The sequence below is a fragment of the Brucella pseudogrignonensis genome (genome assembly GCF_031454375.1).
GTDB classification, from domain to species: domain Bacteria; phylum Pseudomonadota; class Alphaproteobacteria; order Rhizobiales; family Rhizobiaceae; genus Brucella; species Brucella pseudogrignonensis_A.
In genome coordinates, this window is the sequence record NZ_JAVDQT010000001.1 from 916613 (window position 1) to 943261 (window position 26649).

A 26649-nucleotide genomic window follows, 5' to 3' on the forward strand; every position below is an offset into this window, starting at 1 on the left:
ATTCGGCTACCTAGTTACCATAAAGAACCTGATTATGAAATATCACTTTTACGGTTACAATTGAAAGGAACATATCATGTCTAAAATCGCATTGATCGGCGCAACAGGTTTTGTAGGCGCTGCAGTCCTCAAAGAAGCTATTTCGCGCGGTCACAGCGTCACTGCGCTTGTCCGCAACACTGACAAGGTTGCAAAACTCGACAATGTTATAGCCGTGAAAACTGATGTATTCGACACCGATGCTCTTGCGAGCCAGCTGGCTGGTCATGACATTGTCATTTCAGCGTATAATCCAGGTTGGACAGATACCAATATTCGCGAAAACCATATTAAGGGTAGCCGTTCTATCAATGCCGCAGCAAAGAAAGCTGGCGTTAAGCGTCTGATTGCAGTCGGCGGTGCTGGTAGCCTCGAAATCAACGGCCAACAGCTTGTAGATTCGCCAGATTTCCCGGCGGATTGGAAAGAAGGCGCACTGGGCGCCCGTCAGGCGCTCAACGAACTGCGCGAAGAAAATGACCTCGAATGGACCTTCGTTTCGCCAGCTATCATGCTGGAGCCGGGTGAACGAACTGGCCAATATCGCCTTGGCGCAGATCAGCCTGTCTTTGACGAAAAAGGCGAAAGTAAAATTTCTGTCGATGATCTGGCGGTCGCAATTATCGACGAAGCCGAACAGGGCAAGCATATCGGCAAGCGTTTTACTGCTGCTTATTAAGATCAACGCATACCGGGTGGGCGACTGCCCGGTATCCTCAAGGTAACCCGATCACCTTTCAGTGCGTTCTTAACAAGAGGCATGAAGCAGCTTAACTAAGCTTCAACTGCCAACAGATTGATGGAACGCCATGGAACTCGGTATTTACACATTCGGCGATATTGGGCCCGATCCTGAAACCAATCGCCCCCTTTCGCCACAGCAACGGCTTAATAATCTTATTGAAGAGATTGAACTTGCCGATCAGGTTGGCCTTGATGTGTTCGGAGTCGGTGAGCATCATCGCCCGGACTATGCAGTTTCCGCGCCACCAATCGTGCTGGCTGCAGCAGCCACACGCACAAAGAATATCAAGCTAACGAGTGCCGTGACGGTTCTTTCGTCTGACGATCCGGTGCGGGTCTATCAGCAATTTTCGACGTTAGATCTTCTCTCCAATGGTCGTGCAGAAATCATGGCGGGGCGCGGTTCGTTCATCGAGTCATTCCCGCTCTTCGGCTATGATCTCGATGATTATGATACGCTCTTTGCCGAGAAGCTCGATCTTCTTCTCAACATTCGTGAAAATGAGCAGGTGAGCTGGACAGGAAAGACGCGTGCGCCGATTGAAGGGCGTGGTGTCTATCCCCGCGCTCTGCCAGATTCATTGCCTATATGGCTAGCAGTTGGTGGAACGCCGGCATCCGTTGGACGTGCGGCACTTCTCGGTCTGCCTCTGGCCATCGCCATCATCGGCGGTTATCCGGAGCGCTTTTCACAACTGACAGATTTCTATCGTGAAGCTGGCCTAAAAGCTGGACACGCGCCAGAAAAGCTCAAAGTCGGAATCAACTCGCACGGCTATATTGCTGAAAACTCTCAACAAGCGGGCGATGAGTTCTACACGTCATATGCATATGTGATGAGCAAACTCGGACGTGAGCGCGGTTGGCCGCCAACCACCCGTGAACAATTTGACACGATGTGCCGGCCACGAGGATCTTTGCTGGTCGGAAGTCCGCAGCAGGTTATCGACAAAATCCTCGATCAACACAGCTATTTTAAACATGATCGATTTTTGTTGCAGACGGCTTTGGGCAATCTGTCTCACAAACATACGATGAAATCGATTGAGCTGTTTGGCACCAAGGTTGCACCAGAGGTTCGCAAAGCACTGAACCAGAAACCATCCGCATAAGTAAAAAGGCCGACCAATCAAAATTGGTCGGACTTTTTATTCGATCGCCTTCGATCTGATTGGATCAGATCAGCTCTCTCATTCTTTGCATTAACGTGCATCTTTACCCGAAAACCGTTTCACACTTTTCGGGATGCACTCTAAACCAGTTCAACATCCACGACACCTGGAATGGCTTTCATAGCGCTCGCAATCTGTGGACTGACCCGATAGCGGTGCGGCAGTTCGATCTCGACCTCACGCTGTCCGTCTTCCTTGATCACGATAAAGCTCACTTCACCGTCGCCGCGCGTATTGAAATGCGGAATAATCGATTTCAGCGATTGAGCTGAACGAAGGTATAGCCGAAGCGCCTTCTGCATCGCACAGGCACGATCTTCCAGCGATTGCACAGTCTGAATGCGCAGGCCAATGCCTTCTGGACGGTTTTCAGCAGAAACTGTGATCACTACAGATTTACCGCTCTCCAGCAGATCACGATATTGGGCAAGGCCCTCTGAGAAAAGCACCGCTTCAAACTGGCCACTGGCATCGGACAATTGGACAATGCCCATCTTGTTGCCAGTACGCGTCTTACGTTCCTGTCGGGTTGTTACCGTTCCAGCAAGACGACCCGCATTCGCACCGCGCTTCACAGCTGCCGAAAAATCGGCCCAGCTTTGCACACGCATGCGATCAAGCACCTGACGATATTCATCGAGCGGATGCGCAGAAAGATAGAAACCGACCGCCTGAAATTCGCGATGCAGTTTCTCTGATGGCAACCATGGTGCAGCCTGCGGCAGGATTAATTGCTCTTTCGGTGCGCCGGAAAGACCAAAAATATCGGACTGGCCACTTGCCGCATTTTCCTGCGTGCGCTGCGCAAAGCCCATGATGCGATCCATGCCAGCACTCATCGCAGCGCGATCCCGACCGAAACAATCAAGCGCACCTGCATTAATCAGGCTGTCCAACACACGGCGGTTGACGATTTTCGGATCAATCCGCTCGCAGAAATCTTCCAGATTTTCAAACGGCTTTTCTGCGCGAACGTCGACTATATGATCAACCGCGGCTTCACCCACGCCCTTGATGGCTGCCAGCGAATAGAAAATTTTCTTCTCACCAACTTCAAACGGACGGAAAGATGTCATGACCGAAGGCGTCACAACGTCAATTGCCAAACGATTTGCATCACGTCGGAAATCATTGAGCTTATCGGCGTTCGACATATCATAGGTCATCGACGCGGCAAGGAATTCGACCGGGTAATGCGCCTTCATATAGGCTGTCTGATAAGACACGATCGCATAGGCGGCAGCGTGCGATTTATTGAAGCCATAATCAGCGAACTTTGCCAGCAGGTCGAAAATCATATTCGCCTGCGCTTTATCGACACCACCCTTTATTGCACCATCAACAAAACGGACACGCTGTTTGTCCATTTCTTCGCGGATTTTCTTACCCATTGCACGGCGCAGAAGATCAGCTTCACCGAGCGAATAGCCGGAAAGCACCTGCGCGATCTGCATCACCTGTTCCTGATAAACGATAACGCCCTGCGTTTCTTTGATCAGGTCATCGATTTTCGGGTGAATGGAAGCAATCTCTTCCTCACCGTTCTTGCGCGCATTGTAGGTCGGGATGTTCTCCATCGGACCCGGGCGATAAAGCGCGACGAGCGCGATAATGTCCTCAATGCGATCCGGACGCATGCCGAGCAGCGCCTTGCGCATGCCCGCACTTTCCACCTGAAACACGCCAACGGTTTCGCCGCGTGAAAGCATCTCATAGGTCAATTCATCATCAAGCGGGAGACGCGACAAATCGATGTCGATGCCTTTACGGGCAACAAGCTTCACGGCTGTTTCGAGAACCGTAAGTGTTTTCAGACCCAGAAAGTCGAACTTGACCAGCCCCGCCTGCTCAACCCATTTCATGTTAAACTGTGTGACCGGCATATCGGAACGCGGATCACGATACATCGGAACGAGTTCTGAGAGCGGTCGGTCACCGATGACTATACCGGCAGCGTGTGTGGAGGCGTGACGGTAAAGCCCCTCGAGCTTGAGCGCCATATCGAGCAGACGGCCGACAACTGGCTCTTTCTCACGCTCTTCATTGATCTTGGGCTCCGTCTCGATAGCCTGGGCGAGTGAAACCGGATTGGCAGGATTCTGCGGAACCAGCTTACAGAGACGATCCACCTGCCCATAAGGCATTTCGAGAACTCGGCCCACATCGCGCAACACAGCGCGTGCCTGAAGCGTTCCGAAAGTGATGATCTGCGCGACCTGATCGCGACCATACTTTCCCTGCACATAGCGAATAACTTCTTCGCGACGATCCTGACAAAAATCGATATCGAAATCGGGCATCGATACGCGGTCGGGATTGAGGAAGCGTTCGAATAGCAGCGAAAAGCGCAACGGATCAACGTCGGTGATCGTCAACGTATAAGCAACAAGCGAACCCGCACCGGAACCACGGCCCGGACCTACCGGAATGCCCTGCTGCTTCGCCCATTTGATAAAGTCCGCAACGATCAGGAAGTAACCCGGGAACTTCATGCGGGTGATAATGCCGATCTCGTAATCGAGACGCTCTGCATATTGTTCTTCGGTATAGCCTTCAGCAAGACCGGCTGTTTCCAACCGCATCTTCAGGCCTTCACGCGCCTGACGAGCAAGCTCATTGGCTTCTGCCTCAAGGCCTTTTTCGGGATCGTCGGACTCGCCTGTAAAGCGCGGCAGAATAGGGTTGCGGGTTTGTGTAAACCAGCTGCACCGCTCGGCAATTTCAATCGTATTTTCGAGTGCTTCCGGCAAATCCTCAAAAAGCACGGCCATTTCGGCACGGCTTCTCAAATAATGATCTGGCGTCAAACGACGACGATCATCATTGGAAAGGATTTGGCCTTCGGCAATGGCCAGAAGTGCATCGTGAGCCTCAAAATCTTCAGCTTTGAGGAAGAAGGCTTCATTGGTCGCGACTAGGGGCAGTTCCATTGCATAGGCAAGTTCAACGGTCTTCGCTTCAAGCGCACGGTCGTAACCAGACTGACGCTGCAACTCGACATACAGACGGTCGCCAAATGCATCTTTTAGGAAAGCCAGACGGCTTTCTGCGCGATCAGCACGGTCGGCAGCAAATGCACGACCAATTGGGCCAAGCGGACCACCGGAAAGAACAATGACGTCCTCTGAAAGATCAGACAGCCAGCTTGCGTGGACATGGACAGGATCACCCGAAGGCGTATCCATAAATGCGCGGCTAACGAGCCTGACGATATTTGCGTAGCCTTCCTCGGTAGAAGCGAGAAAAACCAAAGGTGCCAAATCAAGAACAAGCCTGCGGTTTACGCTGCGACTGTTGTCATTATGGTCGCCGAAAGCGACATCCAGCTGGCAGCCAATAATCGGCTGCAAACCATCTTTTGAAGCTTTTTGAGCAAATTCCAGAGCGCCAAAGAGGTTGTTGCTGTCCGTTATCGCGATGGCCGGTGCTTCATCGGCAATCGCCTGTTTAATGATCTTGCCGACAGGCAATGCGCCTTCCAGCAAGGAATAGGCAGAGTGTACCCGCAGATGAACGAAACGAGGTGACGACTTACCCTCGCCCGCGCCAATGCTTGCTGTATCACTCATACTTTTCCCCGATCTTTGCATGCCGATGCAATTGCAACACGATCATAGCGAAATCATGTTTTTAGCACCAGCCAAGTGCAGCCCATGTTTAAGACTGACATACGGTAACGGGCGACTCTTATCGCCCATCAGAGCAGTTTCGGGGAATACGGTAACGATGTCCAGAGTTAGCTTCGTTACTACCAATCAGGTTCACAGAAGAACCCGTTTCACATTTTCAGATTGCGCTCACCCAAATGGCGAAAGTGGCGACGAACAGGCTGACGGAGACGAAAGATAAAACGTCGTAGACGAGATCGGTCATGTGGATAACTCCTCTTTGTTCACGTATGTTTATTTTTTGTTCTATTTTTGTTCTAAAGTCAACACCGTTATTGAGGCCAACTGGTATTTAAGGTTTATGAAATATAAACAACAAACGCCGGTGGAATGACCACCGGCGTTGAATAAATAAGAGCAGGCAAAGCTTTCGGCCGTATCACGGCACCGATAACAAGTGCCTCATGATATGACGCTTAAAGGTCTACGACCTTACCGTCTTTCAAGGTTACACGCCGGTCCATGCGACGAGCCAGCTCATGATTATGCGTTGCAATCATCGCGGCCAATCCAGACTGACGAACCAGCGCTTCAAGCGCACCGAAAACATACGACGATGTTGTCGGATCGAGATTGCCTGTCGGCTCATCGGCCAACAACACGAGCGGCGCATTAGCAACGGCACGCGCAATAGCCACGCGCTGTTGCTCACCACCCGAAAGCTCTGACGGGCGGTGCGAAGCTCGCTTGCCGATCTTCATGTAATCAAGCAATTGCTGTGCGCGAACAGTTGCGGCCTTCTGTGCCAGGCCACGGATCATCTGCGGCATCATCACGTTTTCCAAAGCGGAAAACTCCGGCAGAAGATGGTGAAACTGATAGACAAAGCCGACATCATTGCGACGAACAGCCGTGCGCTCATCTTCTGACAAGGATCCGCATGAACGGCCATCGAGAATGACATCACCACTGTCCGGGCGCTCAAGCAAACCAGCAGTATGAAGCAATGTCGACTTACCCGCGCCCGATGGGGCGACGAGCGCCACCATTTCACCGCGACGCAGTGTGAAGTTCGCCTCTTTCAGAATAACGAGTTCACGATCAGCTTCTTTATAGGCACGGCTGACATTTTCCAGACGCAGAATGACTTCAGCCGCCATTATTCATACCTCAGTGCTTCGACCGGATCGAGCTTAGCAGCGCGCCATGCTGGCAAAATGGTGGCGATGAAAGAAAGAACCAATGCCATTGCAATGACAGATAGTGTTTCGCCAACATCCATTTTCGCGGGCAGCGTGCTCAGGAAATAAAGTTCCGGATTGAACAGGGTTGTTCCCGAAAGCCACGAGAAGAACTGGCGAATGCGCTCAACATTGAGGCACACGACAACACCCAGAACAACACCAGCCAATGTACCAGTCACGCCAATAGCAGCGCCTGTCATGAGGAATATGCGCATCACTGCACCGCGTGTCGCACCCATCGTTCGGAGGATCGCGATATCGCGGCCCTTGTCCTTCACCAGCATGATGAGGCCCGAAATGATATTGAGTGCTGCCACAAGCACGATCAGCGTCAGGATCATAAACATGACATTGCGCTCGACCTGCAAGGCAGAGAAGAATGTCTGGTTACGCTGGCGCCAATCGACCATGGAGATTTGACGAGCTGCGACTTCCTCCACAGGCGCGCGCATCGCGTCGACCTTGTCAGGGTTATCGACAAAGATTTCCAACGACTGCACCTTGTCTTCCTGATTGAAGAAAAGCTGCGCTTCGGTCAGCGGCATCATAACGATAGATGCATCATATTCCGACATGCCGATCTCAAAGATCGCAACAATCGGATAGGCCTTTACGCGCGGATTAACACCAAAGGGCGTCACGTCACCATCGGGGGAGATAACGCGCAGCGTATCGCCGATGGAAAGGCCAAGATTTTCAGCCATACGCGTACCAATGGCCACGCCACCGCTCTGATCAAACCCCTGCAGGGTGCCTTGCTTGATATTATCAGAAACCAGCTTAAGCTTAGCAAGATCTTCCTCGCGAAGACCGCGAACCAATGCGCCCGTTCCAGCGCCAATATTGCCCTGCACCAGAGCCTGACCTTCCACCACTGGAATGGCGAATTTCACACCCGAAATGCCGTCGATGCGCGTGATCAGGCTTGCATAATCATCCAGCGGCCGATCAATCGGCTGCATAATGAGATGACCGTTGATCCCAAGAATTCTGTTCAGAAGCTCAGCGCGAAAACCGTTCATCACCGCCATAACGATGATGAGCGTAGCCACGCCAAGCATGATTCCGGTGAAGGAAAAACCAGCAATAACCGAAATAAACGTTTCGCGGCGGCGCGCACGCAGATAGCGCCATGCGATCATCCGCTCATAAGCTGAAAATGGGCCCGATGAAGGCGCTTTGTTGGGCGCCTTCTGCTTGCCGTCAGATTTTACTGCCGCCGCACTGCTCATATTTAAGCCGTCAACAGGTTGATTGCTGCTTCGATGGTAAGGTTCTGGCGTTCACCAGTCTTGCGATCTTTAACTTCAACTTCACCAGCAGCAACGCCACGTGGACCGACGATCACCTGATAAGGCAAACCAATCAGATCCATGGTCGCAAATTTGGAACCAGCACGGTTGTCTGTATCGTCCAGAAGCGGATCAAGGCCAGCATTGGTGAAAGCCGTGTAAAGCTGTTCGCTCACGCCATCACAAGCTTCATCGCCTGCCTTCATATTGATAATGCCCACACCGAATGGCGCAATCGACTTTGGCCAGATGATGCCAGCTTCATCATGGAAAGCTTCAATCGCCGCTGCAACAAGACGCGAAGGCCCAATGCCATAAGAGCCCATCGAAACGAAATGGTCTTTGCCATCCGGCCCCTGCACCTTCGCACCCATAGCTTCCGAATATTTGGTGCCAAAATGGAAGATGTGACCAACTTCGATGCCACGCGCCGAAACCTGATCATCAGCTTTCACCGCCGACCATTCGGTTTCGTCGTGCATTTCGTCGGTTGCCGCATAAGGCGTCGTCCAGCGATTGACGATGTCCGTAAGCTGCTCATCATTGCGGAAATCGGTGTCTGCGCCCGGGACTGCCAGATTGAGATAGGCCTTATCACAATAGACCTGGCTTTCGCCGGTTTCAGCGAGAATGATGAATTCGTGCGAAAGATCGCCGCCGATTGGGCCAGTATCAGCGCGCATCGGGATCGCCTGCAAACCAACGCGGGCGAAGGTGCGCAGATAAGACACGAACATGCGGTAATAAGCCATCTTCGCGCCCTCATAGTCGAGGTCGAAGGAATAGGCATCTTTCATCAAAAATTCACGCGAACGCATCACGCCAAAACGTGGACGCACTTCGTCACGGAACTTCCACTGAATATGGTAGAGGTTGAGCGGCAAATCTTTGTAAGAACGCACATAGGAACGGAAAATATCCGTGACCATTTCTTCATTGGTCGGTCCGAAGAGCATTTCGCGCTCCTGACGGTCCTGAATGCGTAGCATTTCCTTGCCATATGCATCATAGCGACCGCTTTCGCGCCACAGTTCGGCGGACTGGATCGTTGGCATAAGAATTTCATTTGCGCCAGCGCGGTTCTGCTCTTCACGAATGATGTCACAGACCTTGTTGAGCACTTTCAGACCAAGCGGAAGCCATGAATAGATGCCTGCCGACTGCTGACGGATCATGCCCGCGCGCAGCATCAACCTGTGAGAGACAATTTCAGCCTCTTTTGGGTTTTCCTTCAGAATGGGCAAAAAATACTGCGACAGACGCATCGTGACCACCGATCAAGAGAGAAATTACCTGAGCAAAAACCAAATGCATGGAGAATCAGGCAAAAATTAAGCAAATCTGTCGGTTTCATAACGGGTTATACCGCGGTTGAAAACCCGCCCCTTTACTGTTTGCTAACCAACATTTTTATGGCCCACAACAATCATCAACAGAGCCACGATAGATGTGCTGAAATGCCAAGTTTTAGATTTGTATTAAAATTCAATGTTTTATGTAGCTGGCATATCATTCGAACAAAAATTGCGAAGGAAATATGACGTATTGAAAGATTTTTGGTGACAAAAGCTGTGCAGTCCGCTATTTTTTTCATCAATAAGCCTGACAACGGAAATAACCGTTGTTTAACGCGGTCAAAGTCTTGGGAGGATGGATCCAGGCGCGATATTCGCTGCCGCCGGTAAAATGGAAACGGGTCGAACGCGTATTCGACTAGCAAGGCGAAAGCCTTGCTTTTTTTTTGGCTTTACTAATAGCAAGCGACAACTTCCAAACAGTTCATTGATATTATTATATTTTTTGATTGTGCCTATTGTTGCAATGATCGTACCAGCATTGCATTAAAGACGTAAAACAGCACTCCGAATTTCCCACCGAAACCCGATATATCGCATCTCTAATTTTACATAGATTCAAATAGTTATACTGAATTGATCAGTTTTAGATTCACGCGAAATCAAACATTTTTCTAACGAGTTGATCCCGATTAATCTCACGCCTAAAAATTAGGCATGAGATTAGCATTCTCTAAAATGAAGGAGGATGTTTCTGCTTTTATTTCAGATCGGGAAAAAAATGCGGAATATCATCGAGGCCAAAGCCCTGCACCTGCGTCAGATAATAATAGAGGCCAAAAATGGCAGACGCTACGACAGTTGTGCGAAGAAAAGCGCGTCCAATGCGTGGTTTTGCTGGTGCACTGGCAACGGTGCCCAATGTCACATCATTTTCCTCAGCTTGTGTGCGCAGCCCCACGGGCAACAGCGCAAACAATGTAACCCACCAGAATATAAAATACATCGCGATGCCGGAAACGATGGTCATCTCACGCCTCCTCAAGCTCGATCAATGTTCCGTTGAAATCCTTAGGGTGCAGAAAAAGGACCGGCTTTCCATGCGCGCCGATCTTTGGCTCGCCATTTCCAAGAATACGAGCACCTTCCGCCTTCAGATGATCACGCGCGGCAATAATATCTGAGACCTCGTAGCAAAGATGATGCATCCCGCCCGAAGGGTTCTTTTCAAGGAAGCTTGCAATGGGCGACCCCTCGCCCAATGGTTCCAGCAGTTCGATCTTCGTGTTGCCAACATCGATAAAAACCACCGTAACGCCATGTTCCGGCAGAGCCTCGGGTGCTGTAACTTTTGCACCCAGTTGGCCGCTGTAAAGAGCAGAAGCGGCCCGAATATCAGGAACCGCAATTGCCACATGGTTCAGGCGTTCAAGCATCTATTTCCTCCTCCAGAAAACAGATTTACTTTATCCGGTTGATGAACACCGTCACTACCGGCTTTTTGCCCCATGCTTCATTTGTCGCAGCGCGAACTGCACGACGAACCGATTCACGGACCACTTCAAGGTCTTTGCGACGCGCGCGCGGAATGCTGTCGATGGCCTCAATAGCGGCATCAAGCAGAATATCTTCCATGAGATCACCCTGCCCGTCTTCTTCCGGCAAACCGAAAGCGACCAGATCAGGTTCATCCATGATCTTGAAATCACGATCGAGCAGCACGGAAACCGCGACATGTCCCACATAGGCAAGCTTGCGACGCTCAACCATGCCGATTTCGTCTTCGTCGCCAATCAGCTTGCCGTCCTTGTAGATACGACCAACCGGAGCTTCATCGATAATTTCAGCCTTGCCGGGAGCCAGACGCAGCATATCGCCATCGCGAACCTGTGCGATCTCTTCGATGCCTTCCATAGCGCCAAGAGAACCCTGTGCCACAAGATGCGCTGCTTCGCCATGAACAGGCACGAGAATGCGCGGACGCACCCATGAATACATTCGCTTCAATTCACTGCGGCGCGGATGGCCCGACACATGCACAAGCGCATCATCATCGCTGATCAGCTTGATTCCCTGATCGATCAGTTTGTTCTTGATGTCTAGAATGGCCTTCTCATTGCCCGGAATTGGACGCGATGAGAAAATGACCGTATCGCCAGCCGATAGAGCAATACTGCGCATTTCGTCTCGCGCCAGTTTCGCGAGTGCGGCTCGCGGTTCACCCTGACTGCCAGTGAGGATCATCACGACGTTTTCACGCGGAATATAGCCGTAATCATCTTCGCTCAAGAATTCTGGCAGGCCTTCCATATAGCCAAGCTCAGCTGCAACGGCGATTGTGCGCTTCATCGAGCGACCAACCACCAGCACCTGACGTCCGGCATCGCGTGCTGCTTCGGTGATTGAGCGAATACGGCCAACATTCGACGAAAAGGTTGTAATCGCAACGCGACCGCGTGCGTTCTCGATCAACTCGCGCAGACTTTCGCCCACTTCGCGCTCGGAAGGCGATTCACCTTCGCGCATCGCATTGGTAGAGTCGCAGACGAGCGCCAGAACACCCTGATCGCCAAGCGCGCGAAACCGTGCTTCGTCAATCAATGGACCCATTGATGGATCCGGGTCCATCTTCCAATCGCCTGTATGAACAACTGTCCCAAGCGGTGTGGTAATCGCCAGCGAAACGGGTTCGGGGATCGAGTGCGTAACCGCAATTGCCTCAAGCTTGAAAGGACCAACTTCGAAAGTCTCGCCCGCCTTGAAAACCGTAATCGGAATTTCAGGGGCGCGAATTTCTGAATGGCGCTTGGCTTCCAGCAAGCCAGCAGTGAATGGCGTCGCATAGACCGGCGCTTTAAGGCGCGGCCAAAGATCAAGCAGCGCGCCGTAATGGTCTTCATGCGCATGTGTAATAATAATGCCGCGCAGATTGTGCTTTTCAGCTTCCAAAAAGCGAATGTCCGGCAGGATAAGATCAGCGCCGGGATGTTCAGGACCAGCAAAGCTCACGCCCATATCAACCACGATCCATTCGCGATTGTTTTCCGGACCATAGCCATACATGGCGAGGTTCATGCCGATTTCGCCGACACCACCCAATGGCAGGAAGACAAATTGCGTCTGTGTTGAGCGGGGCATAATGCCTCCCTGTTATTTAAAGCGCATCTTAATCTGACGCGATCAGATCGGCGCTCCAAAAGGTTTTTCAACACGCATCTTATCCGAAAACCGTTTCACACTTTTCGGGATGCGCTCCAATTAGAATTTATTATGCCCCTGTTGGACCCACTACAGATAGTTTGCAAGCCCGTAACAGCAGATTGAAAGGCCGATTGTTCACATATATTCGATCAGGAACCAGCTTTGACCGATGCGGCGGTTCCAAAATAGACATCGCCCGCTGTCACCGGCACGCGTGTTCCATCGTCCTCGCGGATCACCAGACGGCAATCCGAATCGATAGTTTCAAACACGCCTTCGACGATCCGGCCATTCAGCTGCATAGCAACCGCGTGGCCGAGACCATGGGCACGTTTTAACCAAAACTCGCGGATCGTATTGAGGCCTCGCCCCTGATCCCAGATACGGTGATAGTGGCACCATGCATCGGACAGCGCCAGAAACAGAGTGGCCGCATCCGTGTTTCCGCCCAATCCATTGATGGAGGCTGCGGCATAAGGCAGGCCTTCGGGTGCTGCGACAACATTGGTGCCCATTCCGACCGCTATTCCAAAGCGCCCATCTGGCAGCAGTGTGGATTCGAGAAGAATGCCAGAAAGCTTTGCGCCATCGACCAGCACATCGTTTGGCCATTTAAGAGCAACATTCACTTTTGAGGCAACGGCTGGCGGCAAAACCGCGTCAACAGCGTCAGCAAGTGCGAGACCTGCGACAAAACCTAAAGTAGCGGCAATTTTGGGATCAAAACGATCAACCAGCAGCAGGGTTGCTGCGAGATTGCCTTCGGGCGCGGTCCATGTACGGCCACGGCGCCCTCGTCCGCTCTCCTGTTTCGGAGAAGCGAACCAGAGGCGCCCCGCGTCACCGGCATTAGCCTGCGCAAGCGCCTCTGCATTGGTAGAACCGACGACTGGAAAAAACTCAAGTCGGTATCCGTCTGCTAAAGCCGCAGGTGCCAGCGTGAAACCCATGCCATCACCTGCGGCCTTATTCATTGTCATGCTCAGAAGAATGTCTTGGCTGCAGTTTCAGCCAAACCACCGAGCCAGCCGCCGATCAGTCCATAGAATAGAACGAAGGCACCCGAAACGAGCAATACGAGACGCAGTTCAATTGCCGCTGGAACGAATGTCGTTACCGGCTCATCGAACCACATGATCTTGATCATGCGCAGGTAATAGAACGCACCCACAACTGATGCCACGATACCAATGATTGCCAGCGGATAAAGACCCACTTCAACGGCTGCAACGAAGGTGTACCACTTACCGAAGAAGCCAGCGAGCGGCGGAATACCAGCAAGCGAGAACAACATGATCGTCATGATAACGGCCATAACCGGATTGCTGCGCGACAGGCCTGCGAGATCTTCGATCTTCTCGACATTGCCTTCCTTGGTCCGCATGGACAGGATGAAAGCAAAGCTACCAAGCGTCATGACGAGATAGATCGCCATATAAAGAGCAACGCCCTTAACACCGACAACCGTACCGGCAGCCAGACCGACAAGGGCATAGCCCATGTGGCTGATCGACGAGTAAGCCATCAGGCGCTTGATGTTGCGCTGACCAATAGCGGCAAAGGCACCCAGCACCATCGAAGCGATTGCAACGAAAGTGATGATCTGCTGCCAGTCCTGGGTGACAGGAGCGAATGCGCCTTCAACAACACGAACGATCAGGGCCATCGCAGCCATCTTAGGAGCGGCAGCAAAAAACGCAGTTACAGGTGTTGGCGAACCTTCATAAACATCTGGCGTCCACATATGGAATGGAACAGCAGAAATTTTGAAGCAGAGGCCTGCAAGAATGAACACCAGACCGAACACCAGACCAAGCTGACGCTCACCACCGGAAACGGCAGTTGCGATTTCGGCAAAACCGATATGGCCGGTGTAACCGTAAACAAGGCTGATACCATAGAGCAGCATACCCGACGACAGTGCGCCGAGAACGAAGTACTTAAGGCCAGCTTCTGTCGAACGAACGCTGTCACGATTGAAGGCGGCAAGCACGTAGAGTGCCAGCGATTGCAATTCGAGGCCCATATAGAGTGTCAGCATGTTCGATGCCGACACCATGATGAGCATGCCGAGCGTGGACAATACGATCAGCACAGGGAATTCGAACTTGTCGAATTTCTCTTCACGCGCAAAGCCAACCGACATGATCAGCGCCACGATGGAGCCAATCAATGTCAGCACCTTCATGAAGCGTGCAAAAGCGTCGTTGACAAAGGCACCACCAAAGGCGCTGCCATTGTGCGGGAAGATAACGATCAGTGCGAGTGCTGCAATCAGAACAGCAACAGCAAAGCCATTGACGAGGGTTGAGGCGCGCTCTCCGGAGAACACGCCGATCATGAGCAATGCCAGTCCGCTCAGCGCGAGGAGAACCTCGGGAGCTGCGAGAGACAGGGAAGCAATCAGGTCGGTTTGCATCAAGCCTACGCCTTTACTTACTGCGCCAGCGTAGCGCTAGCGGCATTTGCCAGCGCTGCGTCATAATTGGTAACCAGTGCATGCACGGCGCTCGCGGTCGCATCGAAGACCGGAACCGGATACACACCGAAGAAGATGGTGAGAGCCACAAGCGGATACAGGATCACCTTCTCACGCGGGGTGAGATCAAGAATGCTCTTGAGGCTTTCCTTGGTCAGCGCACCAAACACCACGTTGCGATAGAGCCAGAGCGCATAGGCTGCCGACAGGATCACACCCGATGTTGCGAACAGCGCTACCCACGTATTGACGCGGAAGACACCGAACAGCGTGAGGAATTCACCGATAAAGCCCGACGTACCCGGAAGACCGACATTCGCCATCGTCAGGATGAGGAAGGCAACTGCGTATTTCGGCATCCGGTTTACGAGACCGCCAAAGGCCGAAATTTCACGGGTATGCATACGATCATAGATCACGCCGACGCAAAGGAAGAGTGCGCCCGAAACAATACCATGCGAGAGCATCTGGAAGATTGCACCCTGCACGCCCTGTTCGTTGGCGGCAAAAATACCCATGGTCACATAGCCCATGTGCGCAACCGACGAATAAGCGATCAGCTTCTTGATGTCTTCCTGCACAAGAGCAACAAGCGAGGTGTAGACGATAGCAATTGCTGAGAGTGCAAAAACGAACGGAGCGAAATCGGCAGATGCCAGCGGGAACATCGGCAGCGAGAAGCGCAGGAAGCCGTAGCCACCGAGCTTCAGAAGGATACCGGCCAGAATGACCGAGCCTGCCGTCGGCGCTTCAACGTGCGCGTCCGGCAACCATGTATGCACTGGCCACATTGGCATCTTAACGGCAAAGGACGCGAAGAAGGCCAGCCATAGCCACGTTTGCATACCTGCCGGGAAGTCGTATTTCAGCAGTTCGACGATGTTAAGCGTACCGGCCTGCCAGTACATTGCCATGATCGCGATCAGCATCAGCACGGAGCCGAGCAGCGTATAAAGGAAGAACTTGAAGCTCGCATAAACGCGGCGCTTGCCACCCCATACGCCGATGATGATGAACATCGGAATAAGGCTTGCTTCAAAGAACACGTAGAACAGGAAAAGATCCAGCGCGCAGAACACGCCGATCATGAGCGTTTCCAGAATAAGGAACGCGATCATGTATTCCTTAACGCGCTTCTCGATAGCCAGCCAGCTTGCCAGCACGCAGAATGGCATCAGGAAAGCAGACAGAACGACAAACAGCATGGAAATGCCGTCAACGCCCATGTGGTAGGAAATGCCACCACCGAGCCAGCCGACCTGTTCGACCATCTGGAAGCCCGGATTTGAATTATCAAACCCGGCCCAGATAACCAGTGACAGAATGAAAACGAAAACCGTGGTCAGCAACGCAACATTCTTGATGTTGCGACGCGAGGCTTCGCTGTCATCCTTGATGAGAAGGATCAACAAGGCGCCGACGAGCGGCAGGAATGTGACCGTAGAAAGAATTGGCCAATCGGTCATCAGAAAGAGCTCCCGAGCATCATCCAGGTGACGAGCGCGGCGACGCCGATAAGCATCGCGAATGCGTAATGATAAAGGTAACCCGACTGCATCTTCACAACGCGATCTGTAACATCGAGAACGCGTGCAGCGACACCATTAGGACCGTAACCGTCGATAATCTTGCCGTCGCCAACCTTCCAGAAGAAGCGGCCGAGCCAACGTGCAGGGCGAACGAAGATCAAGTCGTAAAGTTCGTCGAAGTACCACTTGTTGAGAAGGAACTGGTACAGACCACGATGACGCTCTGCGAGTGCCTTCGGGATGTGTGGTGCACGGATATAGAAGATCCATGCCGTTACCAGACCGATCAGCATAGCGATGAACGGCGACAACTTAACCCACAGCGGAACATGGTGATAATGTTCCAGGATTTCGTTGCTTGGCAACGTGAAGAGCGCGCCCTTCCAGAATTCAGCATATTCGTGGCCGAAGAAATATTCCTTGAACACGACACCTGCAAACAGTGCGCCGACAGCAAGGATCAGCAACGGCACGAGCATAACCGGAGGAGATTCATGAACGTGATGCATAACTTCAGCGGAAGCGCGTGGCTTGCCATAGAAGGTCATGAAAATCAGACGCCATGAGTAGAAGCTGGTGAACAGAGCCGCAACCACCAGAAGCGTGAAGGCATAACCCGAGGCAAGGCTGTGCGATGCAAAGACCGACTCGATGATGGCATCTTTCGAGAAGAAGCCAGCAGTACCGATGATCGTGCCCGGAACGCCGAGACCCGTAATCGCTACAGTACCGATCATCATCATCCAGTAGGTGATCGGGATCAGCTTACGCAGGCCACCCATGCGACGCATATCCTGTTCGTCAGAAACGGCATGGATAACCGAACCTGCGCAAAGGAACAGAAGCGCCTTGAAGAAAGCGTGCGTGAAGAGGTGGAATACAGCAGCACCGTAAGCGCCAACACCCAGAGCCGCAAACATGTATCCAAGCTGCGAACAGGTCGAGTAAGCGATAACGCGCTTGATGTCGTTCTGCACAAGCGCAACGGTTGCAGCAAAGAATGCCGTCGTTGCGCCGATGATCGTCACGATAAGAAGTGCGGTGTGCGAGAGTTCAAAAATTGGCGACATGCGCGCAACCAGGAACACACCCGCGGTCACCATCGTTGCCGCATGAATAAGTGCGGAAACAGGTGTCGGGCCTTCCATAGCATCAGGCAACCAAGTGTGCAGCAGGAACTGAGCCGACTTACCCATCGCGCCCATGAACAAGAGCAGACAGACAACCGTCAGAGCAGTTTCTTTGTGCAGTTCATAGCCGAGGAAGTTAAGAACGACCGTGCCTGTATCGGCAGCGCCTTCTGCTGGCAGGTAGTTTGCTGCAGCTGCAAAAAGCGTGTTGTAATCAACCGTCTGGAACAGCGCAAACAGACCAAAGATACCGAGCAGGAAGCCAAAGTCACCAACGCGGTTGACAACGAAAGCCTTCATTGCAGCGGCATTTGCCGATGGTTTCTGGAACCAGAAGCCGATCAGAAGGTAAGAAGCGAGACCAACGCCTTCCCAGCCGAAGAACATCTGGATCAGGTTGTCCGACGTAACCAGCATTAGCATGGCAAAGGTGAAGAGCGAAAGATAAGCGAAGAAGCGCGGACGATGTGGATCGTGATGCATGTATCCAATCGAATAGATATGCACCAAAGCCGACACCGAGTTGACCACGACAAGCATAACACCAGTCAGCGTATCAACGCGTAAAGCCCAATCAAACGACAGCGAACCCGACGTTACCCAGTGAAGTACAGGGATACGAACCGTTTCGGCATCGTGGCCGAGCGGGATTTTGAAGAACACGACCCATGACAGGATCGCAACGATCACCATCAGGCCAGAAGTCACATATTCACTCGCCTTGGCGCCAATCTTATTGCCGAAAAGTCCGGCAATAAGAAAGCCAATAAGCGGAAGGAAGACGATCGCGTTATAGAGCATTTGCCCGTCAACCTTTCATAACATTGACGTCTTCCACCGCGATGGAACCGCGATTACGGAAGAAAACAACGAGGATTGCGAGACCGATAGCTGCCTCAGCAGCCGCAACAGTCAGAACGAACAGCGCGAAAACCTGCCCGACCATATCGCCAAGCACAGAAGAAAACGCCACAAAATTGAGATTGACCGAGAGAAGGATCAATTCGACAGACATCAGGATAACGATGACGTTCTTACGGTTTAAGAAGATACCGAAAACGCCAAGGGTGAACAGGATGGCTGATACGGTCAGATAATGAGAAATACCGATTTCCATATTCTTTTCCTCAGATGCCCTTGCCTGTTTCGACCTGCTTGATCTCGATCGCCGTTTCAGGCGTACGAGCAACCTGATCCGAAATCGACTGGCGCTTAACATTCGGCTTGTGCCGCAGCGTCAGAACAATTGCACCGATCATAGCGACCAGAAGGACCAATCCAGCAATCTGGAAGTGGAAGACAAAGTCAGTGTAAAGAATGTCGCCAAGGGCAGCAGTGTTGGTGCGTTCCGCAACGTCAGGGATTGGAACCGCGCCCTGCCCCAGCTTTGGCGTGAACATCGAACCCGCGAAAACAACAATCAGCTCGCCCAGCAGGATCAGACCAACCAGAGCACCGACCGGCGCATATTGCAGCGCACCGCGCTTCAATTCGGAGAAGTCAACATCCAGCATCATGACGACGAAGAGGAAGAGAACCGCCACAGCACCGACATAAACGACGAGCAGGATCATGGCGAGGAACTCGGCCCCCGTCAGCAGGAACAGCGCCGCTGCATTGAAGAAAGCGAGGATGAGAAACAGTACCGAATGCACGGGGTTGCGTGCCGCAATTACCATGAACGCACTGGCGATCATGATAAAGGCGAACAGATAGAAGAACGCTGCCGCAATACCTGTCAGCATGGGGATCCCCCAACACCTTTCCGTGGACAAAGCCTGATTGCTTCATCCGCTTTAGTCTTTGTTTGCCGCGAATAATCGCGAAACTTAAATTCCAGCAACAAGACGGGCCGCCCCTTCTTGTTGCCGCTTTTCAAACCGGATGCTGAAACCACGTTTCAGCAAAACCAATCAGCGATATGGCGCATCCATTGCGATGTTGCGCGCAATTTCGCGTTCCCAGCGATCGCCATTGGCAAGGAGCTTGTCCTTGTCATAGTAAAGCTCTTCGCGGGTTTCGGTCGCAAACTCGAAGTTCGGACCTTCAACGATTGCATCCACCGGACAGGCTTCCTGACAGAAACCGCAATAGATGCACTTCACCATATCAATGTCGTAACGAACCGTGCGGCGCGTACCGTCATTGCGGCGTGGACCCGCCTCAATGGTGATAGCCTGTGCCGGGCAGATCGCTTCGCAAAGCTTACAAGCGATGCAGCGTTCTTCGCCGTTTGGGTAACGGCGCAGCGCATGCTCACCACGAAAACGAGGCGAAATCGGACCCTTTTCATGCGGGTAGTTCAGCGTCGCTTTTGGCGCGAAGAACTGGCGCATGGAGAGGAAGAAAGCCGCAACGAATTCCTTGAGAAGGAGGGATTTCGCGGCCTGTGCGAATGAAGCCATTTATCTTTCTCCTTACACCAGATCGAAGACTTTGATGACGGTTGCGGTAAGAACAACCATACCGAGCGAAATTGGCAGGAACACTTTCCAACCCAGACGCATCAGCTGGTCATAACGGTAACGCGGTACAAAAGCCTTCACCATCGCGAACAGGAAGAAGCAGAAGCAGAGCTTGAGCATGAACCAGATGATGCCCGGAACCCAGTTGAGGAACCATACGTCAACCGGAGGCAACCAGCCGCCAAGGAAGAGTGTGGTCATCAGGGCGCACATCAGCGTGATCGCCACATATTCGCCGAGGAAGAACAGAAGGAACGGCGTGGACGAATATTCGATCATATGACCGGCCACGAGTTCGGATTCAGCTTCGACAAGATCGAATGGCGGACGGTTCGTTTCAGCAAGCGCCGAAATGAAGAAGATCACGAACATCGGGAACAAAACCAGCCAGTTCCAGTCGAGGAACGAAGCAGGCAAACCAAGCGATGTGCCAAGACCTGTATTCTGCGAAAGCACGATGTCAGTCATGTTGAGCGAGCCAACGGTGAGCAGAACTGTAACGATCACGAAACCAATCGACACTTCATAAGAGACCATCTGCGCTGCCGAACGAAGTGCACCCAGGAATGGATACTTCGAGTTCGAAGCCCAGCCGCCCATGATCACGCCATAAACTTCAAGCGAAGAAATAGCAAAGATGTAGAGAATGCCGACATTGATGTTTGCAATCGCCCAGCCTTCATTGACCGGGATGACTGCCCATGTTGCCATTGCCAGAACCGCCGAAATGAAAGGTGCGAGAAGAAACACACCCTTGTTCGCGCCCGAAGGAATGATCGGCTCTTTAACGACGAACTTCAAAAGATCGGCGAAAGCCTGAAACAGACCCCAAGGACCAACAACGTTTGGTCCACGGCGAAGCTGCACGGCTGCCCAGATCTTACGATCCGCATAAAGCAGGTAAGCCACGACGATCAGCAATACGACAAGCAGAACGACCGACTTCAGCGCTATGATCAGCGCAGGCAAGACGTAAGCTGCAAAAATTCCGTCCATTATTCCGTCTCTCTCTCGCTTACTCAGCTGCCTGTTGGAAGCTGCCGGCCGCAAGCGCCGAGCACTCGGCCATGACAGCGGAAGCACGCGCGATTGGGTTCGTCAGATAGAAATCCTTGACCGGCGAAACGAACGCAGCGCCGCCAGGAAGGGTAGATGCTTTTGCTGCAAGCGCTGACAGATCGTCTGCATTTGCAGGTGCAATCGTGTCAATCGCCATCATATGCGGGAAGTCTGCATAGAGCTTGGCGCGAAGCTGTGCGAGGCTATCAAACGGCAGACGCTTGCCGAGCGTGTCGGAAAGAGCGCGCAAGATTGCCCAATCTTCCTTTGCTTCGCCCGGAGCAAAGCCAGCACGGTTGCCAAGCTGTACGCGGCCTTCAGTGTTGAGCCATGTGCCCGACTTTTCGGTATAGGCTGCACCCGGAAGAATAACGTCAGCGGCATGTGCACCGGCATCGCCATGTGTACCGATATAAACAACGAAGCTTGATGCTTTCTTGGTCATGTCGAGTTCGTCTGCACCAAGCAGGAACACAACATCAAGATTGCCGAGCATGTCGTTTGCAGCCTTGCCGCCCTCACCCGGAACAACACCGAGATCAAGAGCACCAACGCGGGAAGCTGCAGTGTGCAGAACCGAGAAACCGTTCCACTCAGCGCTGATCGCGCCAACATCCTGAGCAAGCTTTGCAGCAGATGCGAGAACAGCTGCACCGTTTTCGCCAGTCAATGCACCCTGACCAACGATGATCAGCGGACGTTCGGCTTTAGCCAATACGTCCCGGAATGCGTTCTTGCCGGCAGAAACAGCGGCCAGTGTATCTGCGCCAGCGCCCAGATATTCGTAGTCGTAACGCAGTTCAGCCTTTTCACCGATCAGAGCAATCGGGAAATGACCGATACGCTGACGCTTGCGAATGCGCGCATTCAGAACAGCAGCTTCAACACGTGGGTTGGAGCCAATGATCAGAAGAGCGTCAGCATTTTCAATGCCTTCGATCGTTGCGTTAAAGAGATAGCTTGAACGGCCCAGAGCTGGATCAAGAGCTGCGCCATCCTGACGGCTATCGATATTCTTCGAGCCGAGCGATGCGATCAGGTTCTTGAGTGCGTAAAGTTCTTCAACAGAAGCCAGATCGCCAGCAACTGCGCCGATCTTGTCAGCTGAAGTCGAAGAAACCTTTGCAGCGATTGTTGCAAAAGCTTCTGGCCACGTGACAGCAACCAGACGGCCACCCTTGCGCACATATGGGCGATCAAGGCGCTGGGTGCGCAGACCATCCCAGATGAAGCGGGTCTTGTCGGAAATCCACTCTTCGTTCACCTGCTCATTGACGCGCGGCATGATACGCATCACTTCGCGGCCACGGGTATCAACGCGGATGTTAGAACCAACAGCATCCATCACATCGATGGTTTCTGTCTTGTTCAGTTCCCACGGACGCGCCTGGAATTCATATGGACGCGAAGTCAGAGCACCAACCGGGCAAAGATCGATAACATTGCCCTGCAGTTCCGAGGTCATTGCGCGTTCAAGATAGGTGGTGATTTCAGCATCTTCACCGCGACCAATCAGGCCGAGTTCAGAAATGCCAGCCACTTCAGTCGTGAAACGAACGCAGCGTGTGCAGTGAATGCAGCGCGTCATGACCGTCTTGACGAGTGGGCCAATATACTTGTTCTCGACCGCACGCTTGTTTTCGCGATAGCGCGAGCCATCGGTACCAAACGCCATGGCCTGATCCTGCAGATCGCACTCACCAGCCTGATCGCAAATCGGGCAATCAAGCGGATGGTTGATGAGCAGGAATTCCATCACGCCTTCGCGGGCCTTTTTGACCATAGGCGTATTGGTGAAAATTTCAGGTGCTTCGCCGTTCGGGCCCGGACGCAAATCGCGAACGCCCATAGCGCAGGATGCGGCCGGCTTTGGCGGCCCGCCCTTCACTTCAACAAGGCACATGCGGCAGTTTCCAGCGATGGAAAGCCGTTCGTGGAAACAAAAACGCGGGACTTCAGCCCCCGCGGCTTCGGCAGCCTGAAGGAGCGTATAGTGATCGGGTACTTCGATCTCTGTGCCGTCAACCTTAATATTTGCCATCGCTTATCCAAACCTGCGGCTCTTGCCGCATCTTCCAGATGTCAAACTCACTTGCAGCCCATGGGAGGTGGGCTGCACTCACACAATGCCTAAGCCCTATTCCGCTGCTTCCAGACGGATATTGCGGCTCTGAACGGCGTTGCGTGTATAATCATCAATGCGCTTTTCAATTTCCGGACGGAAATTGCGGATCAAGCCCTGAATAGGCCATGCAGCAGCATCACCAAGCGCGCAGATCGTGTGACCTTCAATCTGCTTGGTAACGTCGAGAAGCATGTCGATTTCGCGCTTCTGCGCGTTACCCTTGACCATGCGTTCCATGACGCGCCACATCCAGCCGGTGCCTTCGCGGCAAGGTGTGCACTGGCCGCAGCTTTCATGCTTGAAGAAAGCTGACAGACGGGCAATTGCCTTGATAACGTCGGTGGACTTGTCCATGACAATCACGCCGCCGGTGCCGAACGAAGATTTCTTTTCGCGCATACCGTCAAAGTCCATGATGGCATCCATCATGTCTTCGCCCTTGATAATCGGGCAGGAAGCGCCGCCGGGAATAACGCCAAGCAGATTGTCCCAGCCACCACGGATACCGCCAGCGTGCTTTTCGATCAGCTCGCGGAAGGTGATGCCGAGGCTTTCTTCAACGGTGCACGGCGTGTTCACATGACCAGAAATCTGGAACAGCTTGGTGCCGACATTGTTCGGACGGCCAATCGACGAGAACCATGCGCCGCCACGACGCAGAATGGTCGGAGCAACCGCAATCGATTCAACGTTGTTGACAGTCGTCGGGCAGCCATAAAGACCCATATTCGCAGGGAAAGGAGGCTTCAGACGCGGCTGACCCTTCTTACCTTCAAGGCTTTCCAATAGAGCGGTTTCTTCGCCGCAGATATAAGCGCCAGCGCCGTGATGAAGGAATATATCCATATCCCAGCCGCACTTATTGTTCTTGCCCAGAAGGCCAGCGTCATAGCACTCATCAATCGCAGCCTGCAGCGCTTCACGCTCACGCATGAATTCGCCGCGCAGATAGATGTAAGCAGTGTGCGCACTCATTGCACAACCGGCGATCACGCAGCCTTCGATCAGCGTATGCGGATCGTGGCGCAGAATTTCGCGGTCCTTACAGGTGCCTGGCTCGGATTCATCGGCATTCACGACGAGGTAATGCGGACGATCCGTCACTTCCTTCGGCATGAACGACCATTTCAGGCCAGTCGGGAAGCCTGCACCACCACGTCCACGAAGGTTCGACGCCTTCATTTCGTTGATAATCCAGTCGCGGCCCTTTTCGATGAAGCCTTTGGTGTTATCCCAATGGCCACGAGACATGGCGCCTTTCAGCGACTGGTCCTTAAAGCCATAGATATTGGTGAAGATGCGATCTTTATCAGCCAGCATGTCTCACCTGCTTCCGTCTTTGGTTGCGGCTTCTGCTTCAGCCTTTGCCTTTGCTTCGGCTTCCGCCTTGGCTTTAGCAACAGCGGCATCAGATGCCTTACGGGTTTCCAGACCAACCTGTTTATAGTCGAGATCTTCGGTCAGAGCCGTCAGTCCGCCCATAGGTTCAGACGTGATACGGCCATCCTGTGGACCCGGCTTAACAGTGTCGCCCTTGCCTGCTTCAAACGTATCGATGATTTCAGCAAGACGTTCAGGCGTCAGGTCTTCATAAGCATCCTTGAAGATCATGACCATCGGCGCATTGACGCAAGCGCCCTGACACTCAACTTCTTCCCACGACAGCGTGCCTTCGGCATTTAGCTCGAAAGGATCGTGGTGAATTTTATGACGGCAAACATCCATCAATGCTTCCGAACCACGCAACATGCATGGCGTGGTGCCGCAAACCTGAATGTGCGCGCGCGTGCCAACAGGCTTCAACTGGAACTGTGTATAGAAAGTCGCAACTTCCAGAACACGGATCAGAGGCATGTCGAGCATGGTTGCTACATGTTCGATAGCGGCTTTTGTGACCCAGCCATCCTGCTCCTGCGCACGCATGAGCAATGGAATAACAGCCGACTGCTGACGGCCTTCCGGGTATTTTGCGATCGTCTTGTGCGCCCAGGCCTGGTTATCCGCGTTGAAAGCGAAACCAGCCGGCTGGACGGCATCATCTGCGAGACGGCGAACGGACATCAGCGGTCAACCTCACCAAACACGATATCGAGCGAGCCAAGGATTGCCGACACGTCAGCCAGCATGTGGCCGCGGCACAGGAAATCCATAGCCTGAAGATGGGCAAAGCCCGGCGCGCGCAGCTTGCAGCGGTATGGCTTGTTCGAGCCATCCGATACGAGGAAGACACCAAATTCACCTTTTGGCGCTTCGACTGCTGCGTAAACTTCACCGGCAGGCACATGGTAGCCTTCCGTGTAAAGCTTGAAGTGATGGATGAGCGCTTCCATCGAGCGCTTCATCTCGCCGCGCTTTGGCGGCACAATCTTGTTGTCGGTGTGCGAAACAGGACCAACGCGTTCTTTACCGAGCAGAAGATCAACGCACTGGCGCATAATGCGAGCCGACTGGCGCATTTCTTCCATACGGATCAGGTAACGGTCATAGCAGTCGCCGTTCTTGCCGATTGGAATATCGAATTCCATTTCGTTGTAGCATTCATAAGGCTGTGACTTACGCAGATCCGATGCTGCACCCGAACCGCGAACCATGACACCCGAGAAACCCCAAGCCCATGCATCTTCGAGCGAAACAACGCCGATATCGACGTTACGCTGCTTGAAAATGCGGTTTGGCGTAATCAGATTGTCGAGGTTCGTCAGTGTCGTTGCAAGAAACGGATCAATCCATTTGCCGATGTCTTCAACGAGCTGGTCAGGAATATCCTGATGAACACCACCCGGACGGAAGTAAGCAGCATGCATACGTGCGCCACAAGCGCGCTCGTAGAACACCATCAGCTTTTCGCGCTCTTCAAAGCCCCAGAGTGGCGGCGTCAGCGCACCAACGTCCATAGCCTGTGTGGTTACGTTCAGAAGATGGTTCAGAATACGACCAATTTCCGAGAAAAGAACGCGGATCAACTGACCACGCTTCGGCACAGTGATGCCGAGCAGACGCTCGACAGCCAAAGCATAGGCGTGTTCCTGATTCATCGGCGCCACGTAGTCGAGGCGGTCGAGATAAGGCAAAGCCTGAAGATAGGTCTTCGTTTCCATCAGCTTTTCGGTGCCGCGATGCAGCAGACCAATATGCGGATCAACGCGTTCCACGACTTCGCCGTCGAGTTCAAGAACAAGACGCAAAACGCCGTGCGCAGCAGGGTGCTGCGGACCAAAATTAATATTAAAGTTGCGGACCTGAGTCTCAGCCATGTTTAGCTTCCTG

Annotated in this window: 21 protein-coding genes; 2 read left to right on the plus strand and 19 right to left on the minus strand. The window is 52.8% G+C overall.

The features are described from left to right. Window positions 1–76: 76 nt before the first annotated feature. Both J2782_RS04545 and J2782_RS04550 read left to right on the plus strand, forming a co-directional pair. Window positions 77–718 carry an NAD(P)-dependent oxidoreductase gene (locus J2782_RS04545; protein WP_310010411.1) on the plus strand — a complete coding sequence of 214 codons (642 nt, stop codon included), beginning with the start codon at window positions 77–79 and terminating at the stop codon, window positions 716–718. Window positions 719–848: 130 nt separating this feature from the next. Beyond that, entirely contained in the window at window positions 849–1895 is a 1047-nt protein-coding gene (locus J2782_RS04550) for an LLM class flavin-dependent oxidoreductase (protein ID WP_310010412.1), read from the plus strand. A gap of 140 nt (window positions 1896–2035) precedes the next feature. On the opposite strand, the gene dnaE is transcribed toward J2782_RS04550, so the two are convergent. From dnaE to J2782_RS04645, 19 genes are all read right to left on the minus strand, one after another. Then, window positions 2036–5524: a DNA polymerase III subunit alpha gene (gene dnaE / locus J2782_RS04555; protein WP_310010413.1), complete on the minus strand. Its 3489-nt coding sequence runs from the start codon at window positions 5522–5524 to the stop codon at window positions 2036–2038. Window positions 5525–6039: 515 nt separating this feature from the next. Continuing rightward, window positions 6040–6723 (minus strand): ABC transporter ATP-binding protein, encoded by a 684-nt coding sequence (locus J2782_RS04560; protein ID WP_310010414.1) that lies wholly within the window; start codon window positions 6721–6723, stop codon window positions 6040–6042. Then, the gene (locus J2782_RS04565; protein ID WP_310010415.1) at window positions 6723–8039 is read right to left on the minus strand and encodes a lipoprotein-releasing ABC transporter permease subunit; all 1317 of its coding nucleotides are present in this window, start codon (window positions 8037–8039) and stop codon (window positions 6723–6725) included. Before J2782_RS04565 ends, J2782_RS04560 begins: the two co-directional genes overlap by 1 nt. A gap of 2 nt (window positions 8040–8041) precedes the next feature. Beyond that, a complete protein-coding gene (gene proS, locus J2782_RS04570) occupies window positions 8042–9364 on the minus strand; it encodes a proline--tRNA ligase (protein ID WP_310010417.1) in 1323 nt (440 codons plus the stop codon). A gap of 790 nt (window positions 9365–10154) precedes the next feature. Beyond that, window positions 10155–10424 carry a DUF1467 family protein gene (locus tag J2782_RS04575; protein WP_310010418.1) on the minus strand — a complete coding sequence of 90 codons (270 nt, stop codon included), beginning with the start codon at window positions 10422–10424 and terminating at the stop codon, window positions 10155–10157. A 1-nt stretch (window position 10425) separates the two neighbouring features. Then, complete coding sequence (gene mce / locus J2782_RS04580; RefSeq protein ID WP_310010419.1) at window positions 10426–10830, minus strand: methylmalonyl-CoA epimerase; 405 nt, start codon at window positions 10828–10830, stop codon at window positions 10426–10428. A gap of 25 nt (window positions 10831–10855) precedes the next feature. Beyond that, a complete protein-coding gene (locus J2782_RS04585; protein WP_310010420.1) occupies window positions 10856–12532 on the minus strand; it encodes a ribonuclease J in 1677 nt (558 codons plus the stop codon). 212 nt (window positions 12533–12744) lie between these two features. Further along, entirely contained in the window at window positions 12745–13545 is an 801-nt protein-coding gene (locus J2782_RS04590; RefSeq protein ID WP_310011079.1) for a biotin--[acetyl-CoA-carboxylase] ligase, read from the minus strand. 32 nt (window positions 13546–13577) lie between these two features. After that, window positions 13578–15014 carry an NADH-quinone oxidoreductase subunit NuoN gene (gene nuoN / locus J2782_RS04595; protein WP_310010421.1) on the minus strand — a complete coding sequence of 479 codons (1437 nt, stop codon included), beginning with the start codon at window positions 15012–15014 and terminating at the stop codon, window positions 13578–13580. A gap of 17 nt (window positions 15015–15031) precedes the next feature. After that, the gene (locus J2782_RS04600) at window positions 15032–16540 is read right to left on the minus strand and encodes an NADH-quinone oxidoreductase subunit M (RefSeq protein WP_310010422.1); all 1509 of its coding nucleotides are present in this window, start codon (window positions 16538–16540) and stop codon (window positions 15032–15034) included. Further along, entirely contained in the window at window positions 16540–18534 is a 1995-nt protein-coding gene (gene nuoL, locus J2782_RS04605) for an NADH-quinone oxidoreductase subunit L (RefSeq protein ID WP_250039650.1), read from the minus strand. The genes J2782_RS04600 and nuoL overlap by 1 nt, the downstream gene beginning before the upstream one ends. Window positions 18535–18541: 7 nt before the next feature. Then, window positions 18542–18850: an NADH-quinone oxidoreductase subunit NuoK gene (gene nuoK, locus J2782_RS04610; protein WP_007874552.1), complete on the minus strand. Its 309-nt coding sequence runs from the start codon at window positions 18848–18850 to the stop codon at window positions 18542–18544. Window positions 18851–18860: 10 nt separating this feature from the next. Further along, window positions 18861–19478 (minus strand): NADH-quinone oxidoreductase subunit J, encoded by a 618-nt coding sequence (locus J2782_RS04615; RefSeq protein WP_250039649.1) that lies wholly within the window; start codon window positions 19476–19478, stop codon window positions 18861–18863. 168 nt (window positions 19479–19646) lie between these two features. Continuing rightward, complete coding sequence (nuoI, locus tag J2782_RS04620; RefSeq protein ID WP_094506964.1) at window positions 19647–20138, minus strand: NADH-quinone oxidoreductase subunit NuoI; 492 nt, start codon at window positions 20136–20138, stop codon at window positions 19647–19649. Between the two features lie 12 nt (window positions 20139–20150). Beyond that, window positions 20151–21194: an NADH-quinone oxidoreductase subunit NuoH gene (gene nuoH / locus J2782_RS04625; protein ID WP_310010423.1), complete on the minus strand. Its 1044-nt coding sequence runs from the start codon at window positions 21192–21194 to the stop codon at window positions 20151–20153. A gap of 19 nt (window positions 21195–21213) precedes the next feature. Next, entirely contained in the window at window positions 21214–23298 is a 2085-nt protein-coding gene (gene nuoG / locus J2782_RS04630) for an NADH-quinone oxidoreductase subunit NuoG (protein WP_310010424.1), read from the minus strand. Between the two features lie 96 nt (window positions 23299–23394). Beyond that, the gene (gene nuoF / locus J2782_RS04635; RefSeq protein ID WP_007874542.1) at window positions 23395–24702 is read right to left on the minus strand and encodes an NADH-quinone oxidoreductase subunit NuoF; all 1308 of its coding nucleotides are present in this window, start codon (window positions 24700–24702) and stop codon (window positions 23395–23397) included. Window positions 24703–24705: 3 nt separating this feature from the next. Further along, window positions 24706–25443, minus strand: a complete 738-nt coding sequence (gene nuoE, locus J2782_RS04640) for an NADH-quinone oxidoreductase subunit NuoE (RefSeq protein WP_250039646.1) — start codon at window positions 25441–25443, stop codon at window positions 24706–24708. Further along, window positions 25443–26636 carry an NADH-quinone oxidoreductase subunit D gene (locus J2782_RS04645; protein ID WP_310010425.1) on the minus strand — a complete coding sequence of 398 codons (1194 nt, stop codon included), beginning with the start codon at window positions 26634–26636 and terminating at the stop codon, window positions 25443–25445. Before J2782_RS04645 ends, nuoE begins: the two co-directional genes overlap by 1 nt. Between the last annotated feature and the right edge of the window lie 13 nt (window positions 26637–26649).